Source organism: Massilia sp., from assembly GCF_031995545.1.
GTDB lineage: Bacteria > Pseudomonadota > Gammaproteobacteria > Burkholderiales > Burkholderiaceae_D > Telluria.
This window is the reverse complement of sequence record NZ_DAMAGA010000012.1, coordinates 66391-93006: the sequence shown is the minus strand read 5'-3', so window position 1 is coordinate 93006 and position 26616 is coordinate 66391. Positions and strand designations below refer to the sequence as shown.

The window sequence follows — 26616 nt, the reverse complement described above, 5'->3', positions numbered from 1 at the left end:
CCTGGGTGCATGGGGTTCGCTCATGCATCGCTGGGGCGTGATCAAATATTAAAGGAAATCTAACGTGGCACGTTATATCGGACCAAAAGCAAAACTGGCACGCCGTGAAGGCACTGACCTGTTCCTGAAGAGCGCACGCCGCTCGCTCGATTCGAAGTGCAAACTGGACGTCAAGCCAGGCCAGCACGGCGTGAAATCGGGTGCCCGCACCTCGGACTACGGCAACCAGCTGCGCGAAAAGCAGAAGGTCAAGCGTATCTACGGCGTGCTGGAGCGCCAGTTCCGCCGCTACTTCGCTGAAGCGTCGCGCCGCAAGGGCAACACCGGCGAAACCCTGCTGAAGCTGCTGGAAGCGCGTCTCGACAACGTCGCTTACCGCATGGGCTTCGGCTCGACCCGCGCTGAAGCGCGTCAGCTGGTGAGCCACAAGGCCTTCACCGTGAACGGCAACGTCGTGAACATCGCGTCGTACCAGGTCAAGACCGGCGACGTCATCGCCGTGCGCGAAAAGGCCAAGAAGCAAGTGCGTATCGCTGAAGCGCTGTCGCTGGCCGAGCAAGTCGGCTTCCCGAGCTGGGTCTCGGTCGATGCGAAGAAGCTGGAAGGCACCTTCCGTTCGTTCCCAGAGCGTAACGAAATCGCTGCTGACGTCAACGAAGCGCTGATCGTCGAACTGTACTCGCGTTAATGGATGCGAAGGGGACGGCTTGCCGTTCCCTTTTCGTCTTCTCCGCCGGATCTTTACGGTCTTTGCGGAAACGGCGGGAGTGGTGGTGCGGATGCAGCAACCCCGGGTTGGCTCCGCAGCGAGTCTCGGCACCCAGGCACTCCCGCCGCACAGAATTCGTTTTACCGCCTGCTGATGCAGGCGTTCTCTTTAAAGCCATCAGCCTTATCGGTGTAACGAGCCGAGGGTATTGAAAAGGACTACGTTCATGCAAAATAGTTTGTTGAAGCCACGTATCATCGACGTCGAAGCACTGGGCGCCGGCCACGCGAAAGTCGTGATGGAGCCGTTCGAGCGTGGTTATGGCCACACCCTGGGCAACGCGCTGCGCCGCGTGCTGCTGTCGTCGATGGTGGGCTACGCCCCGACCGAAGTGACCATCGCCGGTGTCGTGCATGAATACTCGTCGCTCGATGGCGTGCAGGAAGACGTCGTCGACCTGCTGCTGAACCTGAAGGGCGTGGTCTTCAAAGTCCACAACCGCGATTCCGTCACTCTGACCCTGAAGAAGGAAGGCGAAGGCGCCGTCCTGGCATCGGACATCGACCTGCCGCACGACGTCGAGCTGATCAACCCGGATCACGTGATCGCTCACCTGACCGCCGGCGGCAAGCTGGACATGCAGATCAAGGTCGAGAAGGGCCGCGGCTACGTTCCTGGTAACGTGCGTCGCCTGTCGGAAGACACCAACAAGACCATCGGCCGCATCATCCTGGACGCTTCGTTCTCGCCAGTGCGCCGCGTGTCGTACGCAGTGGAATCGGCACGTGTCGAACAGCGTACCGACCTGGACAAGCTGATCATCAACATCGAGACCAACGGCGTCATCACCCCGGAAGAAGCGATCCGCCAGTCGGCCCGCGTCCTGGTTGACCAGCTGAACGTGTTCGCCGCCCTGGAAGGCACCGAAGCCGCCGCCGAAGCGCCGTCGCGCGCTCCGCTGGTCGATCCGATCCTGCTGCGTCCGGTCGACGACCTGGAACTGACCGTCCGTTCGGCAAACTGCCTGAAAGCAGAAAACATCTACTACATCGGCGACCTGATCCAGCGTTCGGAGAACGAACTGCTGAAGACCCCGAACCTGGGCCGCAAGTCGCTGAACGAGATCAAGGAAGTCCTGGCTTCCCGTGGTCTGACCCTGGGCATGAAGCTGGAAAACTGGCCGCCTGCTGGTCTGGAAAAGTAAGAATATTCACCCGAAAGTACACACCTACTTTTGGGTGGAATCAGCCAAAAAGGACTGGCAGAGCCAGATCCTTTTTGGAAGATAAAACCGCAGTAAAAACCTAAACTGAACCGGTCCGCGGACGTGCCTCAAAACACGGACGATCGAAGAACTGGATTTGAAAACACCCGAAAGGAAATACCATGCGTCACCGTCACGGCCTTCGCAAGCTGAACCGTACTTCGTCCCACCGCCTGGCAATGCTGCGCAACATGACCGTCTCCCTGCTGCGTCATGAAGCCATCAAAACCACCGTGCCTAAAGCTAAGGAACTGCGCCGCGTCATCGAGCCGATCCTGACCCTGGGCAAGACCGACACCCTGGCAAACAAGCGCCTGGCCTTCGCTCGCCTGCGCGACCGCGAAATGGTCCAGAAGCTGTTCGCTGAACTGGGCCCACGCTACGCCAACCGTAACGGTGGCTACCTGCGTATCCTGAAAATGGGTTTCCGCGTTGGCGACAATGCACCGATGGCTTACGTCGAACTGCTGGACCGTCCGGAAGTCACTTCGGCTGAAGAAGCACCGACCGCCGAGTAATCGACGGGTCAGTACTTGAAAAAAACCAGGCTTCGGCCTGGTTTTTTTTCGCCTGTCGCAGCTGTCATCGTTCCAACACGACATGCCGGGCCGGTGTACCATGCCGATGCGCTTGATAACCACCAGACACCCATGCACCGATTCTCCGCCCGTCGCCTGATGCAGGCCTGCCTGCTGCTGTTCGCCGTCTTCGCTTCCCTCCTGGCCGCACCGGGCCGCGCCGCCGAAGACTTCCTCGATCCCGCCGTCGCCTTCCGCTTCGAGGCGCGCATGACGGACCCGCAGACGGCCGAGGTCAGCTATACGATCGCCGACGGCTACTACATGTACCGCGAGCGCTTCGCGTTCAAGGCAACCGGCGCCGGCGTCACCCTCGGCGAGCCGCAGATCCCGCCGGGCAAGGTCAAGTACGACCAGACCTTCGAGAAGGATGTCGAGACCTATAAAGGCCGGCTGACGATCCGCATTCCGGTCGAGGGCAGCGGTCCATTCACGCTGGTCGCCACCAGCCAGGGCTGCGCCGACGCCGGCCTGTGCTATCCGCCGCAGGATCACAGCGTGGCCCTGGGCGCGGGCGGCGCCGATGCCGCGCCGGCATTGCCGATTGGGCAGGGCGCGCTGCAATCGTCGCCGTTGTCGTCGACGCCGCAGGTCGACCGCGCACCCGCCACGCCGGTCACGTCCGCTCCCGCCGCGCCATCCGCACCCGCATCCGACATGGCCGGCATCGCCGGTCTGCTCGGCGGCGGCAGCCTGCTGGCCATCGTTCCCGCCTTCATCCTGCTTGGCCTGGGCCTGGCGTTCACGCCGTGCGTGCTGCCGATGGTGCCGATCCTGTCCTCGATCATCGTCGGCGAGGGCAGCGTGACACGCGCGCGCGGCTTCGTGCTGTCGCTCGCGTATTCGCTCGGCATGGCGATCGTCTACACGCTGCTGGGCGTGGCTGCGGGCCTGGCCGGCGAGGGCCTAGCCGCGGCACTCCAGAATCCCTGGGTGCTGGGCACGGTCGCGCTGCTGATCGTGGCCATGGCGCTGTCGATGTTCGGTTTCTATCAGTTACAACTGCCTAACACCTTGCAGACCCGTTTGAGCGCCGCGTCGAACCGCCAGCAGGGCGGTAAACTCGCCGGCGTGTTCGCGATGGGCGCGATCTCGGCCCTGATCGTGGGCCCGTGCGTGGCCGCGCCGCTGGCCGGCGCGCTGGTCTACATCAGCCAGACGCGCGACGTGTTCATCGGCGGCGCGGCGCTGTTCTCGATGGCGATCGGGATGAGCATCCCGCTGCTGCTGGTGGGCCTGTCGGCCGGCTCGCTGCTGCCGCGCGCGGGTGCCTGGATGGAGTCGGTCAAGCGCCTGTTCGGTGTCCTGATGCTGGCGATGGCGATCTGGCTGGTGTCGCCGGTGATTCCGGCTGCAGCCGCGATGCTGCTGTGGGCCGCGCTGCTGCTCGGCCACGGCTTCTATCTGCTGCGCCAGACGCGCTGGTGGGCGGCGATGGCGGCCGGTGCTGCCTTCGCGCTGCTGGGGGCGATGCAGCTGGTCGGCGTGGCCAGCGGCGGGCGCGACGCCCTGGCGCCGCTGGCGCACCTGAGCGGCACGCAGCAGCATGGTTTGAGCTTCACCCGCATCAAGACCGTCGACCAGCTCGACGCGGCGTTGGCCGCCAACAGCGGCAAGACCGTGATGCTCGACTTCTACGCCGACTGGTGCGTGTCGTGCAAGGAGATGGAGAAGTTCACCTTCGTCGATCCGGCCGTGCAGGCACGGCTGGCCGAGACGGTGCTGCTGCAGGTGGATGTGACGGCGAACGATGCCGAGGACAAGGCGATGCTCAAGCGCTTCGGCCTGTTCGGGCCGCCGGGCATCATCCTGTTCGACGCCCAGGGGAAGGAGATCGCGGATAGCCGGGTGATCGGCTACCAGAATGCGGAGAAGTTCCTGAATTCGTTGCAGCGTTTGGAGTAGGGTTGGCAGCGAAGCTGCCAACCCCACGGCGGTGATCAGGCAGCGCGCTGCTGATGCTGATGATGACGGCCACCGCGACGATGCTTGCTTTGCTCGTCAAACGTCTTGCGCTGCTCCGGCGTCAGCACCGAGTAGAAGTTGTTCAGCGCCGCCAGACGCGCTTCCATGCGCGTGGTACGCTGCTTCTGCATGGCGATGTGGCGTTCCATGCGCTGTGGTGCGCTCAGTTTGGCGAATGCGGCGCGGTCCGGACGGCCGGCACGCTGGCCCTCGCCACGTTTCTGCGGCGTCATGCTGGCAACGAAGGCGTCCCAGGCCGGCTGCTGCTGCGCGTTGAGCTTGAGTGCGTCGCGCAGCCTGGCCTGGTGTTCGGCGCGCTTGGCCTGCATCTGCGCATGACGCTCGGCGCGCTTGGCCTGCCATTCGGCTTTCTTGGCGGCGCGCTGTTCCTGGGTCATGGCGTGGGCGTGACGGCCTTCGGCCGGGGCCGCGGTGCTCTGGGCTTGCGCGCCGACGGCGGCGCCGAACAGGCCGGCTGCGGTGAAGGCGATCACGAGGTGCTTGCGAAGGGTGTTCATGGCGGTTCCTTTGTGTGAGATGGGTGTCGTGCAGTCGAAACTCGCTGTGCACAGGACCCATCTTCACCAAAAGTTGTAACCGCTGGATTTCCCCTGTCTCGTACTTTGTATCAATATGTTTCGCGCCTTTCGGCTTATACACAGCGATACAAAATGCTGCCGCAGTCTTGTCATAAACTCGGATAATTGAGGTTATGGACAATCCCTCTACGATTCTGATCGTCGACGACGACCGCGACATCCGCACGCTGCTGGCCGATTACCTCGAGTCGAACGGCTACCGCACCCTGGCGGCCGCCGACGGCATCGGCATGTGGAAAGCGCTCGAGGATGCCCGTCCCGACCTGATCGTGCTCGACCTGAACATGCCGGGCGACGACGGCCTGACCCTGTGCCGCAAGCTGCGCGCCACTTCGACCCTGCCGGTGATCATGCTGACCGCCCGCAACGAACCGCTGGACCGCATCCTGGGCCTGGAGATGGGCGCCGACGACTACCTGCCGAAGCCGTTCGAGCCGCGCGAGCTGCTGGCGCGTATCCGCAGCGTGCTGCGCCGCTCGCACGCGATGCCGTCCAATGCGCCGTCCGAGAACGTGCAGCAGATGCGTTTTTCCAACTGGACCCTGGACCTGACCGCGCGCCACCTGGTCAACCCGGACGGCATTGTCATCATGCTCTCGGGCGCCGAGTTCCGCCTGCTGCGCGTGTTCCTGGAGCATCCGAACCGCGTGCTGAACCGCGACCAGCTGCTGAACCTGACGCAGGGGCGCGATGCCGACCCGTTCGACCGCTCGATCGACATCCAGATCAGCCGCCTGCGCCAGAAGCTGGGCGAAGACGCGCGCATGCCGCAAATCATCAAGACGGTGCGTAACGGCGGCTACGTGCTGGCCGGCCAGGTGACGGTGGAGCCGGCGGCGTGAAAGCCTTTCTCGGTTCCATGACCGGGCGCGTGTTCATCACGCTATTGCTAGGGGTATTGATCTCGGCCACGCTGACCCAGCTGGCGGCCGACTACCAGCGCCTGCGCGACTGGGAACGCCAGCGCGACCAGCACCTGCTGGAACGCGCCGAGCAACTGATCATGGCCACTGAGATCGTGCCGGCCTCGGCCCGTTCGATCTACCTCGACGTCGCCAACCGTCCGGGCCTGGAACTGCAGGTCAGCGAAGGCCTGCCGCCGGACGGCGCCATCACCCCGTTCGCCAGGCTGCTGTCGACGCGCCTGGGCAAGGGCTACCAGGTGGCCTCGGCCGCCACCCGTCCGCCGGCCTGCGACAGCGCGGTCAGCCAGCCGCTGATGTACGGCCTGCTCAATCTCGATTACGGCGGCGCCTGCGAATCGCTCAATATCCACCTGCGCGACGGCGCCGAGCTGCGCCTGTCGGTGCTGCCGCCGCGCGGCTCGCTGATCAGCGGCGACACCGACCTGCGCGCGCTGGTGCTGCTGTTCATGTTCAGCATCGCCGTGCTGGCCTACCTGGTGGCGCGCATGACCGTGCGTCCGTTCAAGCAGCTGGCGCAGGCCGCGCAAGACCTGGGCCAGGACATCAACCGCGCGCCGCTCGACCTCACCGGCGCCAGCGAGATCCGCCAGGCCAGCGCCGCCTTCAATGCGATGCAGGCGCGCATCCGCCAGTACATCTTCCAGCGCACGCAGATGCTGGCCGCGATCACCCACGATTTGCAGACCCCGCTCACGCGGATGCGCCTGCGCCTTGAAAAAGTGTCCGACGGAGAATTGCAGGAACGCCTGATCGGCGACCTGTCGGCGATGCAGCAGATGGTGCGCGAAGGCCTGGTGCTGGCGCGCAGCATGGACACCACCGAAACGATGCAGGCGCTCGACCTCGATTCGCTGCTGGAGGCGGTGTGCGCCGACGCCAGCGACGCCGGCCAGGAAGTCACGCTCACCGGCCGCGCCGCGATGGCGCTGCTGGGCCGCCCGCTCGACCTGCGCCGCTGTCTGGGCAACCTGATCGACAACGCGGTCAAGTACGGGCGCGAGGCGCGCGTCACGGTCGACCGCATCAACGGCGCTGCGCGGATCCGCATCCGCGACAACGGGCCGGGCATTCCGAAAACCGAGCTGGGCCGCGTGTTCGATCCGTTCTACCGGGTCGAGACCTCGCGCTCGCGCGAATCCGGCGGCACCGGCCTGGGCCTGACGATCGCGCGCAATATCGCCGAGCACCACGGCGGCAGCATCACGCTGGCGAACCATCCTGAAGGCGGGCTGGAAGTGACGCTGATGCTGCCCGAGTATTACCCGAACAAGTAAAGACAGAATTAATAACTCAGTAATATTACTGTGAGACAATGCGGCGCTCATTTGGCTGCACGCATCACTTGAACATTGACAGAAGCCGTCGGCACGGGCGGCGAGGGACGAGAATGAAAAAGAAGAATGTCGGCGTCATCGCCGTGGTGGCGGCGCTGGTCGTGGCCGGCGGCTGGTACTTCAACCAGGGCAACGACGCCCATGCCGAAAGCGGCAAGGGCGGTCCAGGCGGGCCCGGTGCCGGCGGCGCCCGTCCCCCGGTAACGGTCAACGTCGTGGCGCCGCAGCGACGCGACGTCGGCGTCGAACTGTTCGCCAACGGCACCGTGACCCCGCTGCGCACCGTCGACCTGCATCCCCAGACCACCTCCACCATCCGCAAGGTCCACATCCGCGAAGGCGACTTCGTCAAGGAAGGCCAGCTGATGTTCTCGCTCGACGACCGCGCCGACCAGGCCAACGTGGCCCGCGCCGATGCCCAGGTGGCGCGCGACCGCGCCACCCTGGCCGACCTCGAGCGCCAGTACAAGCGCAGCCAGGAACTGGTGTCGCAGAACTTCCTGGCTCAGAGCGCGCTCGATTCGCTGCTGAGCCAGGTGGAAGCGCAGCGCGCGCTGGTGCAGTCGAACCAGGCCGCGGCACGCTCGGCGCAAGTGAGCGCCAGCTACACCGCGATCCGCGCCCCGATGTCGGGCCGGGTCGGCGCCATCGACGTGCATCCGGGCAGCCTGGTGCAGATGACGACCTCGCTCACCAGCATCACCCAGCTCGATCCGATCAATGTCTCGTTCACGCTGCCGGAATCGTCACTCGGCGCGCTGCTGGCGGCGCAGAAGAGCGGCCAGGTTGAGGTGCGTGTGAACACCGGCAATGGCGCCACCGAAGACAGCGTCCCGGCGCTGGGCAAGCTGAGCTTCATCGACAATGCCGTCGACGCCCAGGCCGGCACCATCCGCGTGAAGGGCGAATTCGCCAACCGCGACACCCGCCTGTGGCCGGGCCAGTATGTTACCGCTCACGTCACGGTGCAGACGCTCAAGGATGCGGTGGTGATCCCACAGGGCGCGATCGTGACCCAGAACCAGGGCAACTTCGTGTACGTGGTCGGCGAAGGCAACGCGGCGCGCCAGGTGCCGGTCAAGCGCGTGTATGCGTATGGCGACCAGGCCGTGGTCACCGGGCTGAACGGCAATGAACAGGTCATCACCGAAGGCAAGCAGAACCTGCGCCCGGGCGGCAAGGTGAAACTGGCCGCCGCCGCCGGTGGCAGCAAGCGCGCGGCCGCTCCTGCAGCCAAAAAGGGCGAACAGGCATGAATCTGTCCGAACTGTGTATCCGCCGTCCGGTGATGGTGGTGCTGCTGTCGATCAGCCTGGTGCTGGTCGGCATCCTGGCCTATATGAACATCCCGGTCGCGGCGCTGCCCAGCTATAACACGCCGGTGATCCAGGTGAACGCCAACCTGGCCGGCGCCAGCCCGGAAACGATGGCCTCGTCGGTGGCGCTGCCGCTCGAAAAGCAGTTCTCGACCATCGCCGGCATCAAGCTGATCACCTCGACCAGCACCCAGGGCAACACCTCGGTCACGCTCGAATTCGACACCTCGATCGATGTCGACAAGGTGGCGGTCGACGTCCAGGCCGCGCTGCTCGGCGCCCAGCGCCAGCTGCCGCTGGAAATGACCGATCTGCCGTCCTACCGCAAGGTGAATCCGGCCGACGCCCCGATCCTGTTCATGCACATGACCTCGCCGTCGATGGACCTGTCGGAGCTGAACGACTACGCCGAGAACCTGGTCTCGCCGGCCATTTCCACCGTGCCGGGCGTGTCGCAAGTCTCGATCAACGGCGGCAAGCGTTTTGCCGTGCGGGTGCGCGCCAAGTCCGACCTGATGAACGCGCGCAATATCTCGATGGATGAACTGGCCGCGGCGCTGCGCTCGGCCAACTCGAATACGCCGCTCGGCCTGCTCGACGGTCCGACCCAGGCCCTGACGATCCAGGGCGGCGGCCAGCTGATGAAGGCGGCCGACTTCGCCAACCTGATCGTCGCCAGCCGCGACGGCCTGGCGGTGCGCCTGAAGGACATCGCCGACGTCCAGGACAGCTACCAGTCGGTGAAGGCGATGGGCAGCCTGAACGGCGAGCGCTCGATCTCGCTGATGGTGCAGCGCCAGCCGAATGCCAACACGGTGCAGGTGGTCGACGCCGTGCGCGCGCTGATCCCGCGCTTCCAGGAGCAATTGCCTTCGTCGATCAAGATCGACCTGGTCAACGACCGCTCGCTGTCGATCCGCGAAGCGATCCACGACGTCAACCTGACCCTGCTGGGCACCGTGATCCTGGTGATCCTGGTGATCTTCCTGTTCCTGCACCGCGCCGCCGCCACCTTCATTCCCGCGGTGACGGTGCCGATCTCGCTGCTGGGCGCGCTGTCGCTGCTCTACTGGCTGGGCTATAGCCTCGACAACATCTCGCTGCTGGGTATCACGCTGGCGGTGGGCCTGGTGGTCGACGACGCCATCGTGGTGCTGGAAAACATCGTGCGCCACATGGAGATGGGCAAGAAGCCGCTGGCCGCGTCGCTGATCGGCGCGCGCGAGATGGGCTTCACCATCATCTCGATCTCGATCTCGCTGGTGGCGGTGTTCATCCCGATCTTCTTCATGCCGGGCGTGATCGGCCTGCTGTTCCGCGAATTCGCGGTGATCGTCGGCCTGGCGGTGCTGGTGTCGGCGGCGGTGTCGCTGACACTGGTGCCGATGCTGTGCTCGCGCCTGCTCAAGGATGGCGGCCACGTCGATCCGAAAGACATGTCGTGGATCGGGCGCCGCTTCGAAGCCATGTTCGTCAATGTGCGCGACGCCTATGGCCGCTCGCTCGATAAAGCGCTGCGCGTCAAGCCGCTGGTGCTGCTGCTGGCCGCCGGCACCTTCGCCCTGACCGCCGTGCTGTACATGAGCATGCCGAAGGGCTTCTTCCCCGAGGAAGACATCGGCCAGATCCGCGTGACGGTGGAAGCGTCCGAAGACACCTCGTCGGTGGCGCTGGCCGAGCTGCAAGGTAAAGTGGTCGACATCGTGCGCGCCAACCCGTACGTGCAGGACACGACCTCGTTCAGCGGCGGCGGCAATACCGGCCGCATGTTCCTGGTGCTCAAACCGCGCGGCGAGCGTCCGCCGATGGACCTGGTGGTGGACGATCTGCGCAAGGCGACGCGCTCGGTCGCCGGCGTGCAGGTATTCCTGGCCCCGGTGCAGAACCTTCAATTGGGCGGGCGCCAGAGCAAATCGCGTTACCAGTACACGCTGCAGAGCGTATCCGGCGGCGAGATCGGCGGCTGGGCCGAGCAATTCCTGGAGCGCATGCGCGCCGACGACCGCTTCCGCGACGTCAACAGCGACTCGCAGAACAAGGCGCTGCAAGCCACGGTCGATATCGACCGCGACAAGGCGGCGCTGCTGGGCGTGCAGATGGCCGACATCCGTACCGTGATGTACGCCTCGTTCGGCGAGCGCCAGGTCTCGACGATTTATTCGACCGCCGCCAGCTACTACGTGATCCTGGAAGCGGCGGCCAGCGACCGCTACTACGACGAAGCGCTGTCGCGCGTCTCGGTGCGCAGCAAGAGCGGCGAGCTGGTGAAGCTGTCGAGCATCGCCAGCGTGCGCCGCACCGTCGGCCCGCTGCAGGTGAATCACCAGGGGCAATTGCAGGCCATCACGCTGTCGTTCAACCTGGCGCCGGGCGTGCCGCTGGGCGACGCCACCGACGCCATTGAGGCGATGAAGACCGAAATGAAGCTGCCGGCATCGGTGATCACCAACTACGGCGGCGACGCCGCGGTGTTCCAGGACACCCAGTCGAGCCAGCTGATCCTGATCATTACCGCGATCGGCGTGATCTACGTGCTGCTCGGCGTGCTGTACGAAAGCTATATCCACCCGCTGACCATCCTCGCCGGCCTGCCGTCGGCGGCGGTGGGCGCGCTGCTCACGCTGTGGCTGTTCGACATGGACCTGACCCTGATCGCCATGATCGGCATCCTGATGCTGATCGGTATCGTCAAGAAGAACGCGATCATGATGATCGACTTCGCCCTCGACGCCCAGCGCAATGGGGGAATGACGCCGGAAGCGGCGATCCGCGAGGCCTGCATCCTGCGTTTCCGCCCGATCCTGATGACCACGCTGGCTGCGCTGATGGGCGCGCTGCCGATCGCGCTCGGCATCGGTGCCGGCGCCGAGCTGCGCCAGCCGCTGGGCCTGGCGGTGTGCGGCGGCCTGATCTTCTCGCAGGTGATCACGCTGTACATCACCCCGGTGATCTACCTGTACCTGGACAAGTACAGCGGCACCGGACCGATGAGCGACGAGCAGATGGTCAAGCTCGACGAAGCGGCACCAGGCATGCATCATCCCGCGCATCCTGCTTGAAACATAGGCAAGGGGAGTCAGCCGGCCGCCATCGGGGATCGCAACCGGATCCTCTATGGCGGCCGGAAACATTTGGTAACATCCATTAATGAGTTGACCACACCGGCCGCGCCGCTCGCGTGATGCGTCCGCGACGCAAAACGGTTAGACTTCGGCTCTCTGCCGTTTTTTCGACACGCCGCTTCCAGGAACCCGATCTACCTTGCGCGACCATTCCCATACCTTCGATGCGGACAGTGACGTGTGCTCCCACTGCGGGCAGCCTTTGACGCGTCCCGCCCCATCCTATGGGCGCCAGGGACCGAACCGGCTGGGCTTGGTCGGCACGATCGCGCTGCACTTGCTGCTGGTGGCGCTGTACTTCTTCCAGCCCGAGGAAGACCAGGAAAAGCGCGCCAAGCCGGCCGCCGACCGCGAAAGCGAAGTGGTGTACGTGGCGCCCTTGTCGCAACCGACCCCGGCGCCGCGCGAGCAGGCGCCCAAGCCGCGTCCGACGCCGGCCCCGACCAAGACCCCGACACCGAAGAGCACGCCGCGCCCGCAGCAGGAGCGCGTCATCGTGCAGCGCCTGCCGGACACGATCACGATCCCCGACGAGCAGCCGGCCGAGCAACCGCCGCCGGCTCCGGCGCCACAGCCGAAGACCGAGGTCCCGCCCGAGACCGACATGGCCGCCTACATCGAAGCGCGCCGCAAGCAGCGCGGCGCCCCGACCGGCAGCGAAACCCCGAGCGAGGAAAGCGAAGCCGCGCGCGGCACCCGCAACGCGCTGGCGAACATCGCCGCTATCAACGGACGCGGGCGTGACGACAGCAACGAGAGCGGCGGCATCTTCTCGGTCTCGAACAAGACCTTCCACAGCATGGACCTGAAGTTCCGCGGCTGGAACCCGAGCTTCAAGCGGCGCTGGCTGACGGCGGTGACGGTGGAGCAGGGCAGCGAGCCGGATGTCGAAACGGCGGTGATCAAGAAGATGATCGAGCTGATCCGCCGCGAAAAGACCGGCGACTTCGAGTGGGACTCGCACCGCCTGGGCCGCGTGGTCAAGCTCAGCGCCCGTCCGCAGGATACCGACCAGCTGATGGCCTTCCTCTACAAAGAGATGTTCCCCGACTACAAGGCGCCGCCCGGACGCTAAGGCGTCGGTACCGACGCCCATCACCCTTTTATATCCGTGGGGTCAGATCCGACAAGTCGACACGAGCTGAGCATTGGTTGCTGTAGTTTCAAGTTGCCGCGTTAGGTAATGCTCAGCCTGTGTCCACTTTTCGGACCTGACCCCAGTCCGGCGCTTAGTACACCGCATTGGTCTGTCTCGACCTTGTTTGTTACTCCGGCAGGCAATTTTCTGGCCCGCAAATGTCCCACTTTTCGGCCAATGTAAATATATTATCTCTTGTTGCCGTACGACATCTTTTTGGCAAATGTTATATGATTGCTTGTGGGCTAATTGTCGAAAGGCAAATAGCAAATTTTCATTGATCGCTAGCGGTCATCACACAGGCACTCCATGACCGATCACCGATCAGGCGCCGTCGTCAACGAGCATTATCTCGACAAGGTGCTGGCGCTTTCCGAAGAAGTCGGCGTGACCGCGACCGAGGACATCTACGATACCCACGGCAACAAGTTGCTGGCAAAGGGCGCCCAGGTGTCGCGCAGACTGCAGGAGCGGCTGATCGTGCACCGGCTGCGTAAACCAATCGAATCCTGCATCGCCGTCGATGGCGCCATCGACGCGCGCTCGCTGGCCGATCGCGCCGCGCGCGCGGTCGAAGAGTCGGCCGCGCTGGGCGCGATTCTCGGTCTGTCGGGGATCACCGGCGACACGTTGCGGCGCGAGCTCGACGCACTCGAATTCTCCCCGCCGCTGGCGATGATGCTGACCATGATCGACCGCGGCGATCCGAACGGACTGCGCCACGTGGCCGAGGTGGCGACGCTGGCGCTGGCCTTCGCTGCGCATGCCGGCCAGGGGCCGGACATACGCCGTACCAGCGTGACGGCCGGTGTGCTGCACGATATCGGCGAGCTGTACATCAACCCGGAGCTGCTGCGCGCAACCCACGTGCTGGCGCCGGAAGAATGGGCACACGTCATCGTCCACCCGCAGATCGGCCGCCTGCTGATCCAGGACCTGGGCGACTGCCCGCCGGCGGTGGCGATCGCGGTGGCCGAACACCATGAGCGCCTGAACGGCACCGGTTACCCGCGCGCCATGGTGGTGGGGCAAAGCAGTACCGCCGGCCAGCTGGTCGCCGGCGCCGAACTGATCGCCGGGCTGCTGCACGAACCGAACCCGCTGCAGCGCGCCGACATGGCGCTGAAGGTGATCAGCGGCGAACACCCGCGTACGATCTCGGCCCTGATGTCGCAGGCCAGCCGCAAGCTCGGCGGCGACGACTTCGGGCTGGAAGTAGCGGGGATCGGCGACGACGAGATCATCCGGCTGTCCGAACGGATGAACCAGGCCACCGAGCTGGCGGCCCAGATCGCCCGCAGTGGCGCGGTCGCCCCCAAGCACCTCGACCTGCTGCTGCGCACGCGCGAACGCCTGGCGCTGGTGCAGCGCGCCTTCATGGCCACCGGCCTCGACATGCGCATCGCGGTGACGGAAGGGGCGCCGCCGGGTGCCGCCGAGATCTTCGAGAGCGAACTGGCGCTGAGCGAAATCAGCTGGCGCGTGCGCGACATCGGGCGCGACCTGGCGCTGCAGCTGGGGCCGGCGCGCACGTCGATCAAGGATGTCGAGGGCTTGCTGGGATTGATGTGCTGAGGCGACGAGAGCGGGCGCGGCTGGCGCCTGCCAGGGCACCGCGCTGAACCGGAGTCCGGTACGACGTTAACTTGTTAGTCATGCGACAATCCGGCCCGCACCGGCTGATGCGCCGGCCTGAATCCTGACGAAAGCGTTTGACGATGCCGACTCCCACGCCGCGCCGCGGCTCCCCGCTCTTGTTGCTGCCCATTGCGCTGATCGTGATTGCGCTGGCCCTGCTGTTCGCATGGACCGGCGGCTGGATCGGCGAGCACGGCGTGACGCCGCAAACCATGGTCAATACCGCCGAGGCATCCGGTACGCCGCCGGGCTTTCGCCGGGCGCACGCCAAAGGCATCTGTATCGCCGGCACCTTCACGCCCACGCCCGCCGCCGCGCAGCTGTCCACGGCGCGCGTGTTCGCGCAGCCGTCGACGCCGGTACTGGGCCGCTTCTCCAATCCGGGCAACGATCCGCACGCGCCGGACAACAAGGCCGCCGTGCGCGGCATGGCGCTGCAACTGAAGACCGACGACGGCCAGGAGTGGCGCATGGCGATGAACAGTTTCCCGTTCTTCGCGTCCTCCACGCCGCAAGGCTTCCAGGCCATGAATGCGGCCCGCTTGCCGGATCCGGCGACCGGCAAGCCGGACCCGGAGAAAATGAAGGCGGTGCTGGCGCGCTATCCTGAAATCGCCAACTTCATGGCGTGGTCGAAAAGCGCACCGACACCCGACAGCCTGGCCAATACCCGTTTCAATGGCGTCAATGCCTTCCGCCTGACCAACGCCCAGGGCGAGACGCGCGCCGTGCGCTGGTCGATGCGCCCGCATGCGCCCTTCGTGGCCGCCGATCCGGCGCAGCTGCAAGGCGCGGCGAACGACTTCCTGGCGGCCGACCTCGACCGCCGTCTGGCCGCCGGCCCGCTGCGCTGGGACATGGTGATGCAGTTTGCGGCGCCGGGCGATCCGATCGAAGACCCATCCAGGGCCTGGCCAGAGTCCCGCCCTGAAACCGTGGCCGGCACGCTGACGCTGGTGCGCGCCGAACCACAGGCGGACGGCGCTTGCCGCGACCTGAATTTCGATCCCCTGATCCTGCCGCAAGGTATTGCGGCAACCGACGACCCGGTGCTGCACGCACGCTCGTCGGTCTATTCGGTATCGTTCAATCGGCGCGAACGCGAAGTCAGCCAGGGCGCGGCACAACACGGGAGCGCACGATGAACCGTCCACGCCATTTCAATCTGCTGGCGCGCGTGCTGCACTGGTCGATGGCGGTCGCGATCCTGGCCATGCTGTTTGTCGGCGCCGCCATGGTGGTCTCGCTGCGCCACCGCGAGGCGCTGCTCGACCTGCATCGTCCGCTCGGCGTGGCGATCCTGTTGCTGGCCATCGTGCGCCTGGCGAACCGCCTGCGCCATGCGCCGCCACCGTTGCCCGCCGATTTGCCGCGCCTGCAGGTGTGGGCCGCCAAGGCCTCGCACTGGGCGCTGTACGTACTGATGCTGGCGATGCCGCTGATCGGCTGGGCGATGCTGTCGGCCGGCGCCTATCCGGTGCTGCTGTTCGACGGCGTCAGCCTGCCGCCGATCCTGCCGCACAGTCCTGTCATGTACGGCATCCTGCGCCCGCTGCACGGCGTGCTGGCGTATGTGCTGTTCTTCACCATCCTGGCCCATCTGGGCGCGGCCTTGTACCACGCGTGGGTGCGGCGCGACGGCGTGTTCGGGCAGATGGCCAGGGGCGATTGAGACGCTGTACATCGACCTGTGTGAAGCAGATACGCACCGATCGCGTATGATGGCCGTGTTACTTTTAATGAGGCTCATGATGCAGGATCTGTCGAAATATTCACTTTCTCAATTGCGCAAGCTGGAAGCCCAGGTTGGCGAAGAGTTAAAGAAGCGGCACTTTCTGGGAATCAGCCAGGCGCGTGAGCAGATCCTGCACATCGCCAGAAACGCCGGGCTTTCCATAGACGATCTTCTCTCCACCAAAACGCCGAAAGGGAAGAAGTGATATGACAGAGCGCGAAAACACGACTGCCGAACTGGTATTCGAGCTGGGCAAGGTAACGCGCCGCGCCTTCGATCGGACCAACGGCAAGGTCGACCCGGCCGGCTTGTCGAAGATTGCGAATACCTTGCTGGAAGCAGGGGACCGGAAAGTGGCGAACGAGATGCTGATGGTATTCGTCGCCGGCTTCGAGGAGGGCGATCCGCCTGAACGGCGTCTGCATCCGGAAGACCGCTAGAAAGACGTTGCGCTACCGGCCATCCGGAATGCGCCAGGACATAAAAAAACCGTGCCAGAGCACGGTTTTTTTATTGCGAGCAGCGACGGCAGCGATCAGTAGCCGGCCTTCAGCTTGCGCGCGATATCCATGGCGAAATAGGTCAGCACGCCATCGGCGCCGGCACGCTTGAACGCCATCATCGATTCCATCATGACCTTGTCGTGATCGAGCCAGCCATTGATCGCCGCGGCCTTGAGCATCGCGTACTCGCCGCTGACCTGGTAGGCAAAGGTCGGCACCTTGAATTCGTCCTTCACGCGGCGCACCACGTCCAGGTAGGGCATGCCCGGCTTGACCATCACCATGTCCGCGCCTTCGGCCAGGTCCAGCGCCACTTCGCGCAGCGCTTCGTCGCTGTTGGCCGGGTCCATCTGGTAGGTGTTCTTGTCGGCCTTGCCCAGGTTGGCGCTCGAGCCCACCGCGTCGCGGAACGGGCCGTAGAAGCTTGAGGCATACTTGGCCGAATAGGCCATGATGCGGGTGTGGATCAGGCCCTTGGATTCGAACGCCGAGCGGATCGCACCGATGCGGCCGTCCATCATGTCCGATGGCGCCACCACGTCGACGCCGGCTTCGGCATGGGTCAGCGCCTGCTTGACCAGCATCTCGATCGTCTTTTCGTTGACGATGTAGCCGTTCTCGTCCGGCAGGCCGTCCTGGCCGTGGGTGGTGTACGGGTCGAGCGCGATGTCGCTGATCACGCCCAGTTCCGGGAAGTTCTTTTTCAGCGCGCGGATCACGCGCGGTACCAGCCCGTCCGGGTTGGTCGCTTCGATGCCGTCGTAGGTCTTGACCGACTGGTCCACCAGCGGGAACAGGGCCAGCGCCGGGATGCCCAGCTTGACGCATTCTTCGGCGGTCTGCAGCAGCAGGTCGAGCGACTGGCGCTCGACGCCCGGCATCGAGGCCACTTGCTGGCGCTGGTTCTCGCCTTCCAGCACGAACACCGGATAGATCAGGTCGGCTGCGGTGATGGTGTTTTCGCGCATCATGGCGCGCGAGAACGGATCGCGGCGCATGCGGCGCAGGCGGGCCGCCGGGTAGGCGGCTGGAGTGATGATGGTCATCTTGTGGAGTCCCTTAAAGATCAGACGGAACTTGCGTCGTCCGCCGGCGGCGTGTCTCCGTTGGTGGGGGCATTTTCTTCGTTCTGCGTGAGGCCCGCCAATTCGATGATTTTTGCGTCGGCTTCTTCCAGGCCGATGCGCTTCAGGGCCGAGAACAGCTGCACTGTGAACGGGAAGCCATTGCCTTCCTCGTCGACATAACTGTCGAGCACGGCGCGTGCTTCGCGCAGGGCGTTGGTCGATTCGTTGCGGTTGAGCTTATCGGCCTTGGTCAGGATGCAGTGGATCGGTTTGCCGGTCGGGGCGAACCATTCCAGCATCTGCACGTCCAGGTCGGTGAACGGGCGGCGCGAATCCATGATCAGGATCAGCGCGGCCAATTGATCGCGGCGCTGGACATAATCTCCCAGCAGTTTCTGCCAGTGCAGCTTGGCCGAGCCCGACACTTCGGCGTAGCCATAGCCGGGCAGGTCGACCAGCAGCGCTTCGATCTCGTCGACGCGCACCGCGTCCTTGCGGTGCTGGCCAACGTGGGCGCCGCCGATCGAGAAGTAATTGATGTGCTGGGTACGACCAGGGGTCTTGGACGCGAACGCCAGGCCCTTCTGGTTGGTAAGGATATTGATCGCCGTGGATTTGCCCGCGTTCGAGCGCCCGGCGAAGGCAATTTCGGGCACCGTGGTGCCGGGCAAATCGCGCAACTGATTAACGGTCGTGAAGAACCGGGCCTGCCAAAGTCTGGACATGGGGAAAAGGTTTAAATGACAAGGGAATGGCGATGGAGAAACAAAGCTATTGTACAATAAGGGGTTGATTGCTGCTCCGGCCTGGCCGGGCCCAGTCAAAGGACCGCTGCACTGGACATTCCAATCGTGTTTGACTTTTTCAGGGTGCTAGTATGAATCGCTTGGCGTTGAGATCCTTGTTGGTTGTGACGGCAGTAGTCTTCGGCAGCGGTTTGATGGCCCCCGGTCCCGCACTGGCGGCGGCGGCGGCAGTTGCGCCCGCCGCCCCGGCCGGCGCCGTGAAAGTCGATCCGGCCCGCGGCGGCACCCTGTACGACAGTGGCGACGCGGCGCGCGGCCTGCCGTCCTGCCTGTCGTGCCACGGCGCCGCCGGCAACTCGTCGATCGTCGCCAATCCCAAGCTGGCCGGCCAGTTCGCCAGCTACACCCACAAGCAGCTGGTCGACTTCACCACGCCCAACCGCCAGCAGCCGATCATGACCACCTATGCCAAGATGCTGACCGATGCCGAGAAAAAGGACATCGCGGCCTGGCTCGCCACCCAGAAGCAAAAACCGGGCGCGGCCAAGAACAAGGATACGGTGGAACTGGGCCGCAAGATCTATCGAGGCGGCATCGCCGACAAGGGCGTGGCGGCGTGCGCCAGCTGCCACGGCGCCACCGCCAACGGCATCCCCGCGCAATACCCGCGCCTGGCCGGACAGCACCAGGACTACACAGTGGCCCAGCTCGACGCCTTCAAGTTAGGGGCGCGCAAGAACAGCCCGCAGATGACGACGCTGGCGCAGCGCATGTCGCCGGAAGAAATGAAGGCGGTGGCCGACTACATCGCCGGCCTGCGCTGACGGTTTGCCGGGTAGTTTGCCAGGTAATTACAGCAAGAAAAAACAGGGCGCCGGCATCGAGCCGTCGCCCTTTTTTTCGCGGGCACAGGTACACTGCCGCCCTGGACCAGATTGTATACAAAATGAGTACCACCGGAATTGAACTGAATACCCGCCGCCGCTGGCTGGACGAAACCGTCGAGCTGGTCTCGTCGATGCGCTTCGCGATCAGCCTGCTGACACTGATCGCGATCGCCTCGGCGATCGGCACCGTGCTGCAGCAGAACCAGCCGATGACCAACTACGTGAACCAGTTCGGGCCGTTCTGGTTCGAGGTGTTCGGCAAGCTCGGCCTGTACAACGTGTACGCCAGTCCCTGGTTCCTGATAACGCTGGTGGTGCTGATCACCTCGACCGGACTGTGCGTGGTACGCAATGCGCCGCGCATGGTGCGCGACATGCGCAGCTGGCGCGACAATGTGCGCGAAGATTCGCTGCGCAATTTCCACCACAAGCTGGCCTGGCAAACCCCGTTGAACCGCACTGCGCTGGCCGAGCAGAGCGCGTTGCGCCTGCGCCACGCCGGCTACGCCACCCGCATCGTCGACAAGGACAGCGGCATCCTGGTGACGGCAAAAAAGGGCGCCGGCAACAAGTTCGGCTATATCTTCGCGCACTCGGCCATCATCGTGATCCTGCTCGGCGGCATGCTCGATTCCGAACTGCCGGTACGCGTGCAGCAATGGATCTTCAATAAGACGCCATTCACCGGCGACGGCGTGATCGCCGACATTCCGGCCCAGCACCGCCTCGGCATCGGCAACCCGACCTTCCGCGGCAATACCGCCATCGCCGAAGGGCAGAGCAGCCGCACCGCGATCCTGAACCAGTCGACCGGCGTCTTGATCCAGGAATTGCCGTTCTCGATCGAGCTGAAGAAATTCCACATCGAGTTCTACTCGACCGGCATGCCGAAGCTGTTCGCCAGCGATGTCGTGGTGCGCGATCTGCAGGACGGCAATACCTTCCCGGCCACGATCAAGGTCAACCAGCCGCTGATCTACAAGGGCATTGCCGTCTACCAGTCGAGCTTTGACGATGGCGGCAGCAAATTGAAACTGACCGGTTTCCCGATGAGCGGCAGCGACAGCGCTTCGTTCCCGATCGCCGGCCAGGTCAACGGCGCCACCGAGCTCAAGGTCGGCGCCGACACCTATTCGGTCGAGTGGTCGGGCTTCCGTCCCTTCAACGTCGAGAACACGGCGCAGGGCAACGACGTGCGCGCGGTAAGCAAGGGCCAGTCGTTCAACCAGCAGTTCGCCGCCACCCTGGGCAAGGCCTCGGGTGCGGCCGCCAAGCTCGACGCCAACAAGGACCTCAAGAACGTCGGCCCCAGCGTGCAGTACAAGCTGCGCGACCACACCGGCCAGGCGCGCGAATTCATGAACTACATGCAGCCGGTGACGCTCGAGGGCAGCCAGGTCTACCTGGCCGGCGTGCGCGCCAATCCGTCCGAGAACTTCAGTTTCCTGCGCATCCCGGTCGACGACAAGTATGGCGTGGGCGACTGGATGCGCCTGCGCGCGGCGCTGGCCGACCCGGGCGCGCGTACGCTGGCCGCCGAGCGCTATGCGCGGCGCGCGCTGTCGCCGCAGCAGCAGTCGAGCGCGCTGGCCGGCCAGCTGCAGGAGTCCGCGGCGCGCACGCTGGCGATCTTCGCCGGCGAGGGCGGACGCGGCGGCTTCGTCGGCGTGGCGCGCTTCCTGGAAGGGGTGCCGGCGGCCGAGCAGGAAAAGGCAGCCGGCATCTTCATGAAGATGCTCAACGGCGCGCTGTGGGAACTGTGGCAGGTGGCGCGTGAAAAACACGGCGACGCCGCAGTCGAGGCCAGCGACGCCAACGGCCGCTTCCTGCAGCTGGCCACCAATGCGCTGTCGGACAGCTTCCTGTACGGCGCCCCGGTCTACCTGCAGCTGGACGAGTTCACCGAGGTCAAGGCCTCGGTACTGCAGATGACGCGCTCGCCGGGCAAGAACGTGGTCTACTTCGGCTGCCTGCTGCTGGTGGCCGGCGTGTTCGCGATGTTCTACATCCGCGAGCGGCGCGTGTGGATCTGGGTGAAGGACGGGCAAGGTGGGCCGGACGGCGGCGCCGAGGCGCTGATGGCAATGAGCACCCAGCGCAAGACGCTCGACTTCGAGCGCGAGTACGACGACTTGAAGACAAAGCTGCCGCAGACGGCGTAATCTAGCCACGGCCAGGAGGAAACAATGGAACTATCGCAAACCAAAGCAGTCGCGGGCAATGAGGCCACGCGCACCTACACCGAAGCGCCCGGCTATTTCCGCCGCCTGGGCGCGCTCGACTGGCTGTACGCCGTCGCCCTGTGCGCGGCGGCGCTGTTCGCGCTGAATCGCTACGGCCACTTCATGGACGTGTACGAAGAAGTGATCCTGGTGTGCACGGCGCCGGTGTTCGCGGCGCTGGGCTGGCACTGGAAGCCGATGCGGCCGCTGCTGGTCGGGGTTGGCCTGTTGTCGCTCGGCGCGATCGCCATGTACGACGGCAACCTGGCCGCGGCCGACCAGAAATTCTTCCTCAAGTACATGCTGTCGAGCCAGTCCGCGATCCTGTGGATGAGCGCGCTGTTCGTGTTCTCGACCGTGTTCTACTGGGTCGGCCTGTTCAGCCGCGGCAAGTTCGGCGGCGGCGTCGGCGCGCGCCTGTGCTGGACCGCCGTGCTGCTGGGTGCGGTCGGCATGATGGTGCGCTGGTACGAGAGCTACCTGATCGGTCCCGACGTCGGCCACATCCCGGTGTCGAACCTGTACGAAGTGTTCATCCTGTTCGCCATCATCACTGCGTTGTTCCACCTGTACTACGAAGAGCGCTACGCCACCCGCCAGCTGGGCCCGTTCGTGATGCTGATCATCTCGGCCGCGGTCGCCTTTTTGCTGTGGTACACGGTGTCGCGCGACGCCGCCCAGATCCAGCCGCTGGTGCCTGCGCTGCAGAGCTGGTGGATGAAGATCCACGTGCCGGCCAACTTCATCGGCTACGGCACCTTCGCCCTGGCCGCGATGGTCGCCACTGCCTACCTGCTCAAGTCGCACGGCATCCTGGCCGACCGCCTGCCGTCGTTCGAGGTGCTGGACGACATCATGTACAAGTCGATCTCGGTCGGCTTCGCCTTCTTCACCGTGGCCACCATCCTCGGCGCGCTGTGGGCCGCCGAAGCCTGGGGCGGCTACTGGTCGTGGGACCCGAAAGAGGTGTGGGCGCTGATCGTGTGGCTCAACTACGCGGCCTGGCTGCACATGCGCCTGATGAGCGGCCTGCGCGGCCGGGCCGCGGCGTGGTGGGCGCTGGTCGGCCTGCTGGTGACGACCTTCGCCTTCCTTGGCGTGAACATGTTCCTGTCCGGCTTGCATTCTTACGGAGAACTGTAAGGATAACGGTTCAAAGTTGGCGGCCTAACGCTCGCTTAAGGAGAACTGTTGTAAGGTAAAGGTTCTCTCAGTTCGCGGGGCCGCCATGCTCATCAAACGCAATCCAAACGGAATCGACCTGCCGTTTTCGTCCGAAATCACGCCGCAGGACGTGTACGAAGGCCGGCGCAAATTCATCGCCCGCATGGCGGCCACCGCCGCCGTCGGCAGCGGCATCTGGGAAATGGCCAACCGCGAAGCGATGGCCCAGGATGGCCAGAAGCTGGCGGCACGCCGCAACGCCGCCCTGTCCACCGACGAGAAACTGACCTCGTTTAAGGACGCCAGCAACTACAACAACTACTACGAGTTCGGCCTCGACAAGGGCGACCCGGCCGAGAACGCGCACACACTGCGCACCCGGCCCTGGACCTTGCGCATCGAGGGCGAGGTCAGGAAGCCGATTACGCTCGACATCGACAGCCTGCTCAAGCTGGCGCCGATGGAAGAACGCATCTACCGCCTGCGCTGCGTCGAAGGCTGGTCGATGGTGATCCCATGGCTCGGCTATTCGCTGTCGAGCCTGCTCAAGCAGGTCGAGCCGACCGGCAACGCCAAATTCGTCGAATTCACCAGCCTGGCCGACAGCAAGCAGATGCCGGGCCTGCGTAGCGGCGTGCTCGACTGGCCGTACGTCGAAGGCCTGCGCCTCGACGAAGCCATGCATCCGCTGACCTTGCTGACCATGGGCATGTATGGCCAGGTGCTGCCGAACCAGAACGGCGCGCCGGTGCGCCTGATCGTGCCCTGGAAATATGGCTTCAAATCGGCCAAGTCGATCGTGCGCATCCGCCTGCTATCGCGCCAGCCGCGCACCGCCTGGAACGATTCTGCGCCGCGCGAATACGGTTTTTATTCGAACGTGAACCCGAACGTCGACCATCCGCGCTGGTCGCAGGCGAGCGAGCGCCGCATCGGCGAGAGCGGGCTGTTCCAGCCCAAGCGCAAGACGCTGATGTTCAATGGCTACGACCAGGTGTCGTCGCTGTATTCGGGCATGGACCTGAAGCGCTTCTTCTGATGGCGGCCCAGCTTTCCAACAAACAGGTGGGGTGGGTCAAGGCGGCGATCTTCGTGCTGGGCCTGCTGCCGTTTGCGCGCCTGGTGTGGGGCACGGCGAGCGGGGCGTTCACCGATCCGCTGGCCGCGATCACGCAAGGCAGCGGCGAGTGGGCGCTGTACTTCCTGTGCATCACGCTGGCGGTGACGCCGCTGCGCCATTTCACCGGCTGGAACTGGGTGGTGCGCCTGCGCCGGATGCTGGGGCTGTTTACCTTTTTCTATGCGCTGGTGCACTTCATCGCCTTCCTGTGGTTCGACCATTTCTTCGACGTGGGCGAGATGCTGCGCGACGTGGTCAAGCGGCCGTTCATCCTGGTCGGCTTCATCGCCTTCGTGCTGCTGATTCCGCTGGCCGCGACCAGCACCAACGGCATGATCAAGCGCCTCGGCGGCAAGCGCTGGCAGTGGCTGCACCGCCTGATCTACCTGATCGCGCCGCTGGCGATCCTGCATTTCTGGTGGATGAAGGCGGGCAAGAACGACTTCGCGCAGCCGATCCTGTTCGGCATTATCGTGGCCGTGTTGCTCGGCTTGCGCGTGGTGTGGAGCCGGACCAAGGCGCGTGCCGCTGCACGCGCCTGATGCTCTCGAATGAGCGTTTCCGCGGCGATTGCCTGGCGCACCAGACTCGCCACCGCCCACTGCTTTCGAATACCAAAGCTGCAGCTAGAGTTTCGCTCCTGGCGTCGGCCAGCACCGCCGCCTGCGTGCGCGGCGAGGTGCAGCGGCCCTGCTTGTCGAGCGACACCAGGTAGAGGGTTTTGCAGTTAGCTTGGAACTCATTCAAACTTGAGTAGTCTTATCATACGGCGGTGAGTTCCACCGTGTCAGCCTGTGGAGAAGAAGGCTCTGGCCCTGCAACATTGCAGGGTGAAACCAGCTTCGACGAAGCAGGAATTCAACGGTAAAGCCAGCTGTAATGGCTTTACGTAAGTTTGAAGGAACGGAATCGCGGGCTGGCCATTGCCGCAGATCACCAGGGACGGTCCCGCTGCATCGTCTTCAGCCATAGCGACCCCGGAAGCTGCCTGCTCAAACTTTGAGCGGGCAGTTTACGCCGAACGCTGGTGATTTCGGGGTGGTGTCATTTCAGATTTCAGGTCGGTCAAACCTTCACTTCAGCATCGTTTCCAGCGCGAACAGCTCGGCCGGCGTTTCGCGGCGGCGCACCAGGTGCGGCTGCTCGCCATCGACGATCACCTCGGCGGCGCGGCCGCGGGTGTTGTAGTTCGATGCCATCGTCATGCCATAGGCGCCGGCGGTCATGATCGCCAGCAGGTCGCCCGCTTCCACCGTCAGCTCGCGCTCGCGCGCCAGCCAGTCGCCCGATTCACATACGGGGCCCACCACGTCATAGGTCACGGCCTCGCCGCCGCGCGACGTTACCTGCTGCACACCCATCCAGGCTTCGTACAAGGCTGGGCGCATCAGGTCGTTCATGGCGGCGTCGACGATGCAGAAGTTCTTTTCCACGCCCGGCTTCAGGTACTCGATTTTGGTCAGCAGCACGCCGGTGTCGGCCACGATCGAACGGCCCGGCTCGAAGATGACCTTGATCGGCTTGCCATCGTGCTTTTCAGTGCGCCAGGCGTCGATGCGGGCGAACAGGCGTTTCACATAGTCGCCCACCGGCACCGCCGGCTTGTCGCCGGCGACACCGTAGTCGACGCCGATGCCGCCGCCCATGTCGAGGTGGTGGATGTGGATGCCTTCGCTGTGCAGGGTGTCGATCAGTTCGATCAGTTTATCCAGTGCTTCCAGCAGCGGCGCGTCGTCCAGCAGCTGCGAGCCGATGTGGCAGTCGATGCCGACCAGGTCCAGGTGGGGCAGGGCGGCGGCGCTGCGGTAGGTGTCGAGCGCATCGTCGAAGGCGACGCCGAATTTGTTCGCCTTCAGGCCGGTGGCGATGTAGGGGTGGGTCTTGGCGTCCACGTTCGGATTCACCCGCAGCGAGACCGGCGCGCGCATGCCGAGCTTGCCGGCGACGTCGTTCAGGCGGTGCAGTTCGGGGATCGACTCCACGTTGAAGCAGAGGATGCCTTTTTCCAGCGCCAACTGCATCTCTTCCACAGTTTTTCCCACGCCCGAGAAAATGGTCTTGCCCGGATCGCCGCCGGCCGCGATCACGCGCAGCAGTTCGCCGCCCGAGACGATGTCGAAGCCCGCGCCCTGGCGCGCCAGCAGGTCGAGCACGGCCAGGTTGGAGTTGGCCTTCATCGCGTAGCAGACCAGCGCATCGCGCCCTTGGCAGGCGTCATGGTAGGCGCTGAAATTTTCCAGCAGCGCGGTTTTCGAATACACGTAGGTCGGTGTGCCGAATTGGTCGGCGATGGCGGACAGGGAGACGCCTTCGGCGTGCAGGACGCCGTCCTGGATAGTAAATTGCGACATTGAATTAACGGTGCGGGGCAGGGGTGGAAGCGTTATTCGAAGGCACCGGTTGAGGCGGCTGTTCGGTCTGGGCTGGCGTCGGCGCAGGGCGCGACGGCGGGTTCGGCATGTACAGCGGACCGGTCTGGCCGCAGCCTGCCAGCAGGCCGGCCAACAAAGCCGAGCCGGAAAGAAGCGCAAGGGTGGACTTCACGATTAGAATCACGGTTTGATTAGCAGATTTTGGAGTGTA

At 64.6% G+C, this 26616-nt stretch carries 24 protein-coding genes; 19 read left to right on the top strand and 5 right to left on the bottom strand.

All coding sequences use genetic code 11. From position 1 onward, the window contains the following. Window positions 1-64: 64 nt before the first annotated feature. The 4 genes from rpsD to dsbD all read left to right on the top strand — a co-directional run bounded on the left by rpsD (window position 65) and on the right by dsbD (window position 4456). Window positions 65-688 (top strand): 30S ribosomal protein S4, encoded by a 624-nt coding sequence (gene rpsD / locus RTQ83_RS11300; RefSeq protein WP_312514406.1) that lies wholly within the window; start codon window positions 65-67, stop codon window positions 686-688. Window positions 689-935: 247 nt separating this feature from the next. Further along, complete coding sequence (locus RTQ83_RS11295) at window positions 936-1913, top strand: DNA-directed RNA polymerase subunit alpha (RefSeq protein WP_005663401.1); 978 nt, start codon at window positions 936-938, stop codon at window positions 1911-1913. 182 nt (window positions 1914-2095) lie between these two features. Further along, on the top strand, window positions 2096-2491 hold the full coding sequence (rplQ, locus tag RTQ83_RS11290) for a 50S ribosomal protein L17 (RefSeq protein ID WP_005663400.1): 396 nt from the start codon (window positions 2096-2098) through the stop codon (window positions 2489-2491). Window positions 2492-2623: 132 nt separating this feature from the next. Then, window positions 2624-4456, top strand: coding sequence for a protein-disulfide reductase DsbD (gene dsbD, locus RTQ83_RS11285; RefSeq protein ID WP_312514404.1), 1833 nt, complete (start codon window positions 2624-2626; stop codon window positions 4454-4456). Between the two features lie 35 nt (window positions 4457-4491). On the opposite strand, the gene RTQ83_RS11280 is transcribed toward dsbD, so the two are convergent. Beyond that, window positions 4492-5034, bottom strand: a complete 543-nt coding sequence (locus RTQ83_RS11280; RefSeq protein ID WP_312514402.1) for a Spy/CpxP family protein refolding chaperone — start codon at window positions 5032-5034, stop codon at window positions 4492-4494. 194 nt (window positions 5035-5228) lie between these two features. Here RTQ83_RS11280 and RTQ83_RS11275 point away from each other — a divergent pair, with 194 nt between their 5' ends. The 10 genes from RTQ83_RS11275 to RTQ83_RS11230 all read left to right on the top strand — a co-directional run bounded on the left by RTQ83_RS11275 (window position 5229) and on the right by RTQ83_RS11230 (window position 16764). Further along, complete coding sequence (locus tag RTQ83_RS11275) at window positions 5229-5957, top strand: response regulator (protein ID WP_312514401.1); 729 nt, start codon at window positions 5229-5231, stop codon at window positions 5955-5957. Continuing rightward, the gene (locus tag RTQ83_RS11270; protein ID WP_312514399.1) at window positions 5954-7315 is read left to right on the top strand and encodes an ATP-binding protein; all 1362 of its coding nucleotides are present in this window, start codon (window positions 5954-5956) and stop codon (window positions 7313-7315) included. Before RTQ83_RS11275 ends, RTQ83_RS11270 begins: the two co-directional genes overlap by 4 nt. A 113-nt stretch (window positions 7316-7428) precedes the next feature. Beyond that, window positions 7429-8631 (top strand): efflux RND transporter periplasmic adaptor subunit, encoded by a 1203-nt coding sequence (locus RTQ83_RS11265; RefSeq protein WP_312514397.1) that lies wholly within the window; start codon window positions 7429-7431, stop codon window positions 8629-8631. Further along, a complete protein-coding gene (locus RTQ83_RS11260) occupies window positions 8628-11750 on the top strand; it encodes an efflux RND transporter permease subunit (RefSeq protein WP_312514395.1) in 3123 nt (1040 codons plus the stop codon). The genes RTQ83_RS11265 and RTQ83_RS11260 overlap by 4 nt, the downstream gene beginning before the upstream one ends. Window positions 11751-12015: 265 nt before the next feature. Next, entirely contained in the window at window positions 12016-12888 is an 873-nt protein-coding gene (locus RTQ83_RS11255) for a hypothetical protein (RefSeq protein WP_312514393.1), read from the top strand. A gap of 372 nt (window positions 12889-13260) precedes the next feature. Then, window positions 13261-14526, top strand: coding sequence for an HD-GYP domain-containing protein (locus RTQ83_RS11250; RefSeq protein ID WP_312514391.1), 1266 nt, complete (start codon window positions 13261-13263; stop codon window positions 14524-14526). Window positions 14527-14669: 143 nt separating this feature from the next. Then, a complete protein-coding gene (locus tag RTQ83_RS11245) occupies window positions 14670-15734 on the top strand; it encodes a catalase family peroxidase (protein WP_312514389.1) in 1065 nt (354 codons plus the stop codon). Further along, window positions 15731-16261 (top strand): cytochrome b, encoded by a 531-nt coding sequence (locus RTQ83_RS11240; protein ID WP_312514387.1) that lies wholly within the window; start codon window positions 15731-15733, stop codon window positions 16259-16261. Before RTQ83_RS11245 ends, RTQ83_RS11240 begins: the two co-directional genes overlap by 4 nt. A 76-nt stretch (window positions 16262-16337) precedes the next feature. Next, entirely contained in the window at window positions 16338-16529 is a 192-nt protein-coding gene (locus tag RTQ83_RS11235; RefSeq protein WP_312514385.1) for a hypothetical protein, read from the top strand. 1 nt (window position 16530) lies between these two features. Next, complete coding sequence (locus RTQ83_RS11230; RefSeq protein ID WP_312514383.1) at window positions 16531-16764, top strand: hypothetical protein; 234 nt, start codon at window positions 16531-16533, stop codon at window positions 16762-16764. Between the two features lie 95 nt (window positions 16765-16859). Here the strand turns inward: RTQ83_RS11230 and hemB are convergent, their stop codons facing one another. Next, window positions 16860-17873, bottom strand: coding sequence for a porphobilinogen synthase (hemB, locus tag RTQ83_RS11225; protein ID WP_312514381.1), 1014 nt, complete (start codon window positions 17871-17873; stop codon window positions 16860-16862). A gap of 20 nt (window positions 17874-17893) precedes the next feature. Beyond that, a complete protein-coding gene (yihA, locus tag RTQ83_RS11220) occupies window positions 17894-18619 on the bottom strand; it encodes a ribosome biogenesis GTP-binding protein YihA/YsxC (RefSeq protein WP_312514379.1) in 726 nt (241 codons plus the stop codon). A gap of 215 nt (window positions 18620-18834) precedes the next feature. Here yihA and RTQ83_RS11215 point away from each other — a divergent pair, with 215 nt between their 5' ends. The 5 genes from RTQ83_RS11215 (at window position 18835) to RTQ83_RS11195 (ending at window position 24575) form a co-directional block, all read left to right on the top strand. After that, window positions 18835-19464: a c-type cytochrome gene (locus tag RTQ83_RS11215; RefSeq protein WP_312514377.1), complete on the top strand. Its 630-nt coding sequence runs from the start codon at window positions 18835-18837 to the stop codon at window positions 19462-19464. 122 nt (window positions 19465-19586) lie between these two features. Next, window positions 19587-21689: a cytochrome c biogenesis protein ResB gene (locus RTQ83_RS11210; protein ID WP_312514376.1), complete on the top strand. Its 2103-nt coding sequence runs from the start codon at window positions 19587-19589 to the stop codon at window positions 21687-21689. Between the two features lie 24 nt (window positions 21690-21713). Beyond that, complete coding sequence (gene ccsB / locus RTQ83_RS11205; RefSeq protein WP_312514374.1) at window positions 21714-22892, top strand: c-type cytochrome biogenesis protein CcsB; 1179 nt, start codon at window positions 21714-21716, stop codon at window positions 22890-22892. A gap of 85 nt (window positions 22893-22977) precedes the next feature. Next, window positions 22978-23952 carry a protein-methionine-sulfoxide reductase catalytic subunit MsrP gene (msrP, locus tag RTQ83_RS11200; RefSeq protein WP_312514372.1) on the top strand — a complete coding sequence of 325 codons (975 nt, stop codon included), beginning with the start codon at window positions 22978-22980 and terminating at the stop codon, window positions 23950-23952. After that, entirely contained in the window at window positions 23952-24575 is a 624-nt protein-coding gene (locus RTQ83_RS11195; RefSeq protein ID WP_312514370.1) for a protein-methionine-sulfoxide reductase heme-binding subunit MsrQ, read from the top strand. The genes msrP and RTQ83_RS11195 overlap by 1 nt, the downstream gene beginning before the upstream one ends. 531 nt (window positions 24576-25106) lie before the next feature. On the opposite strand, the gene lysA is transcribed toward RTQ83_RS11195, so the two are convergent. Together lysA and lptM are read right to left on the bottom strand one after the other, a co-directional pair. Next, window positions 25107-26384: a diaminopimelate decarboxylase gene (lysA, locus tag RTQ83_RS11190; RefSeq protein ID WP_312514368.1), complete on the bottom strand. Its 1278-nt coding sequence runs from the start codon at window positions 26382-26384 to the stop codon at window positions 25107-25109. Between the two features lie 4 nt (window positions 26385-26388). Continuing rightward, entirely contained in the window at window positions 26389-26577 is a 189-nt protein-coding gene (gene lptM / locus RTQ83_RS11185) for an LPS translocon maturation chaperone LptM (RefSeq protein WP_312514366.1), read from the bottom strand. Between the last annotated feature and the right edge of the window lie 39 nt (window positions 26578-26616).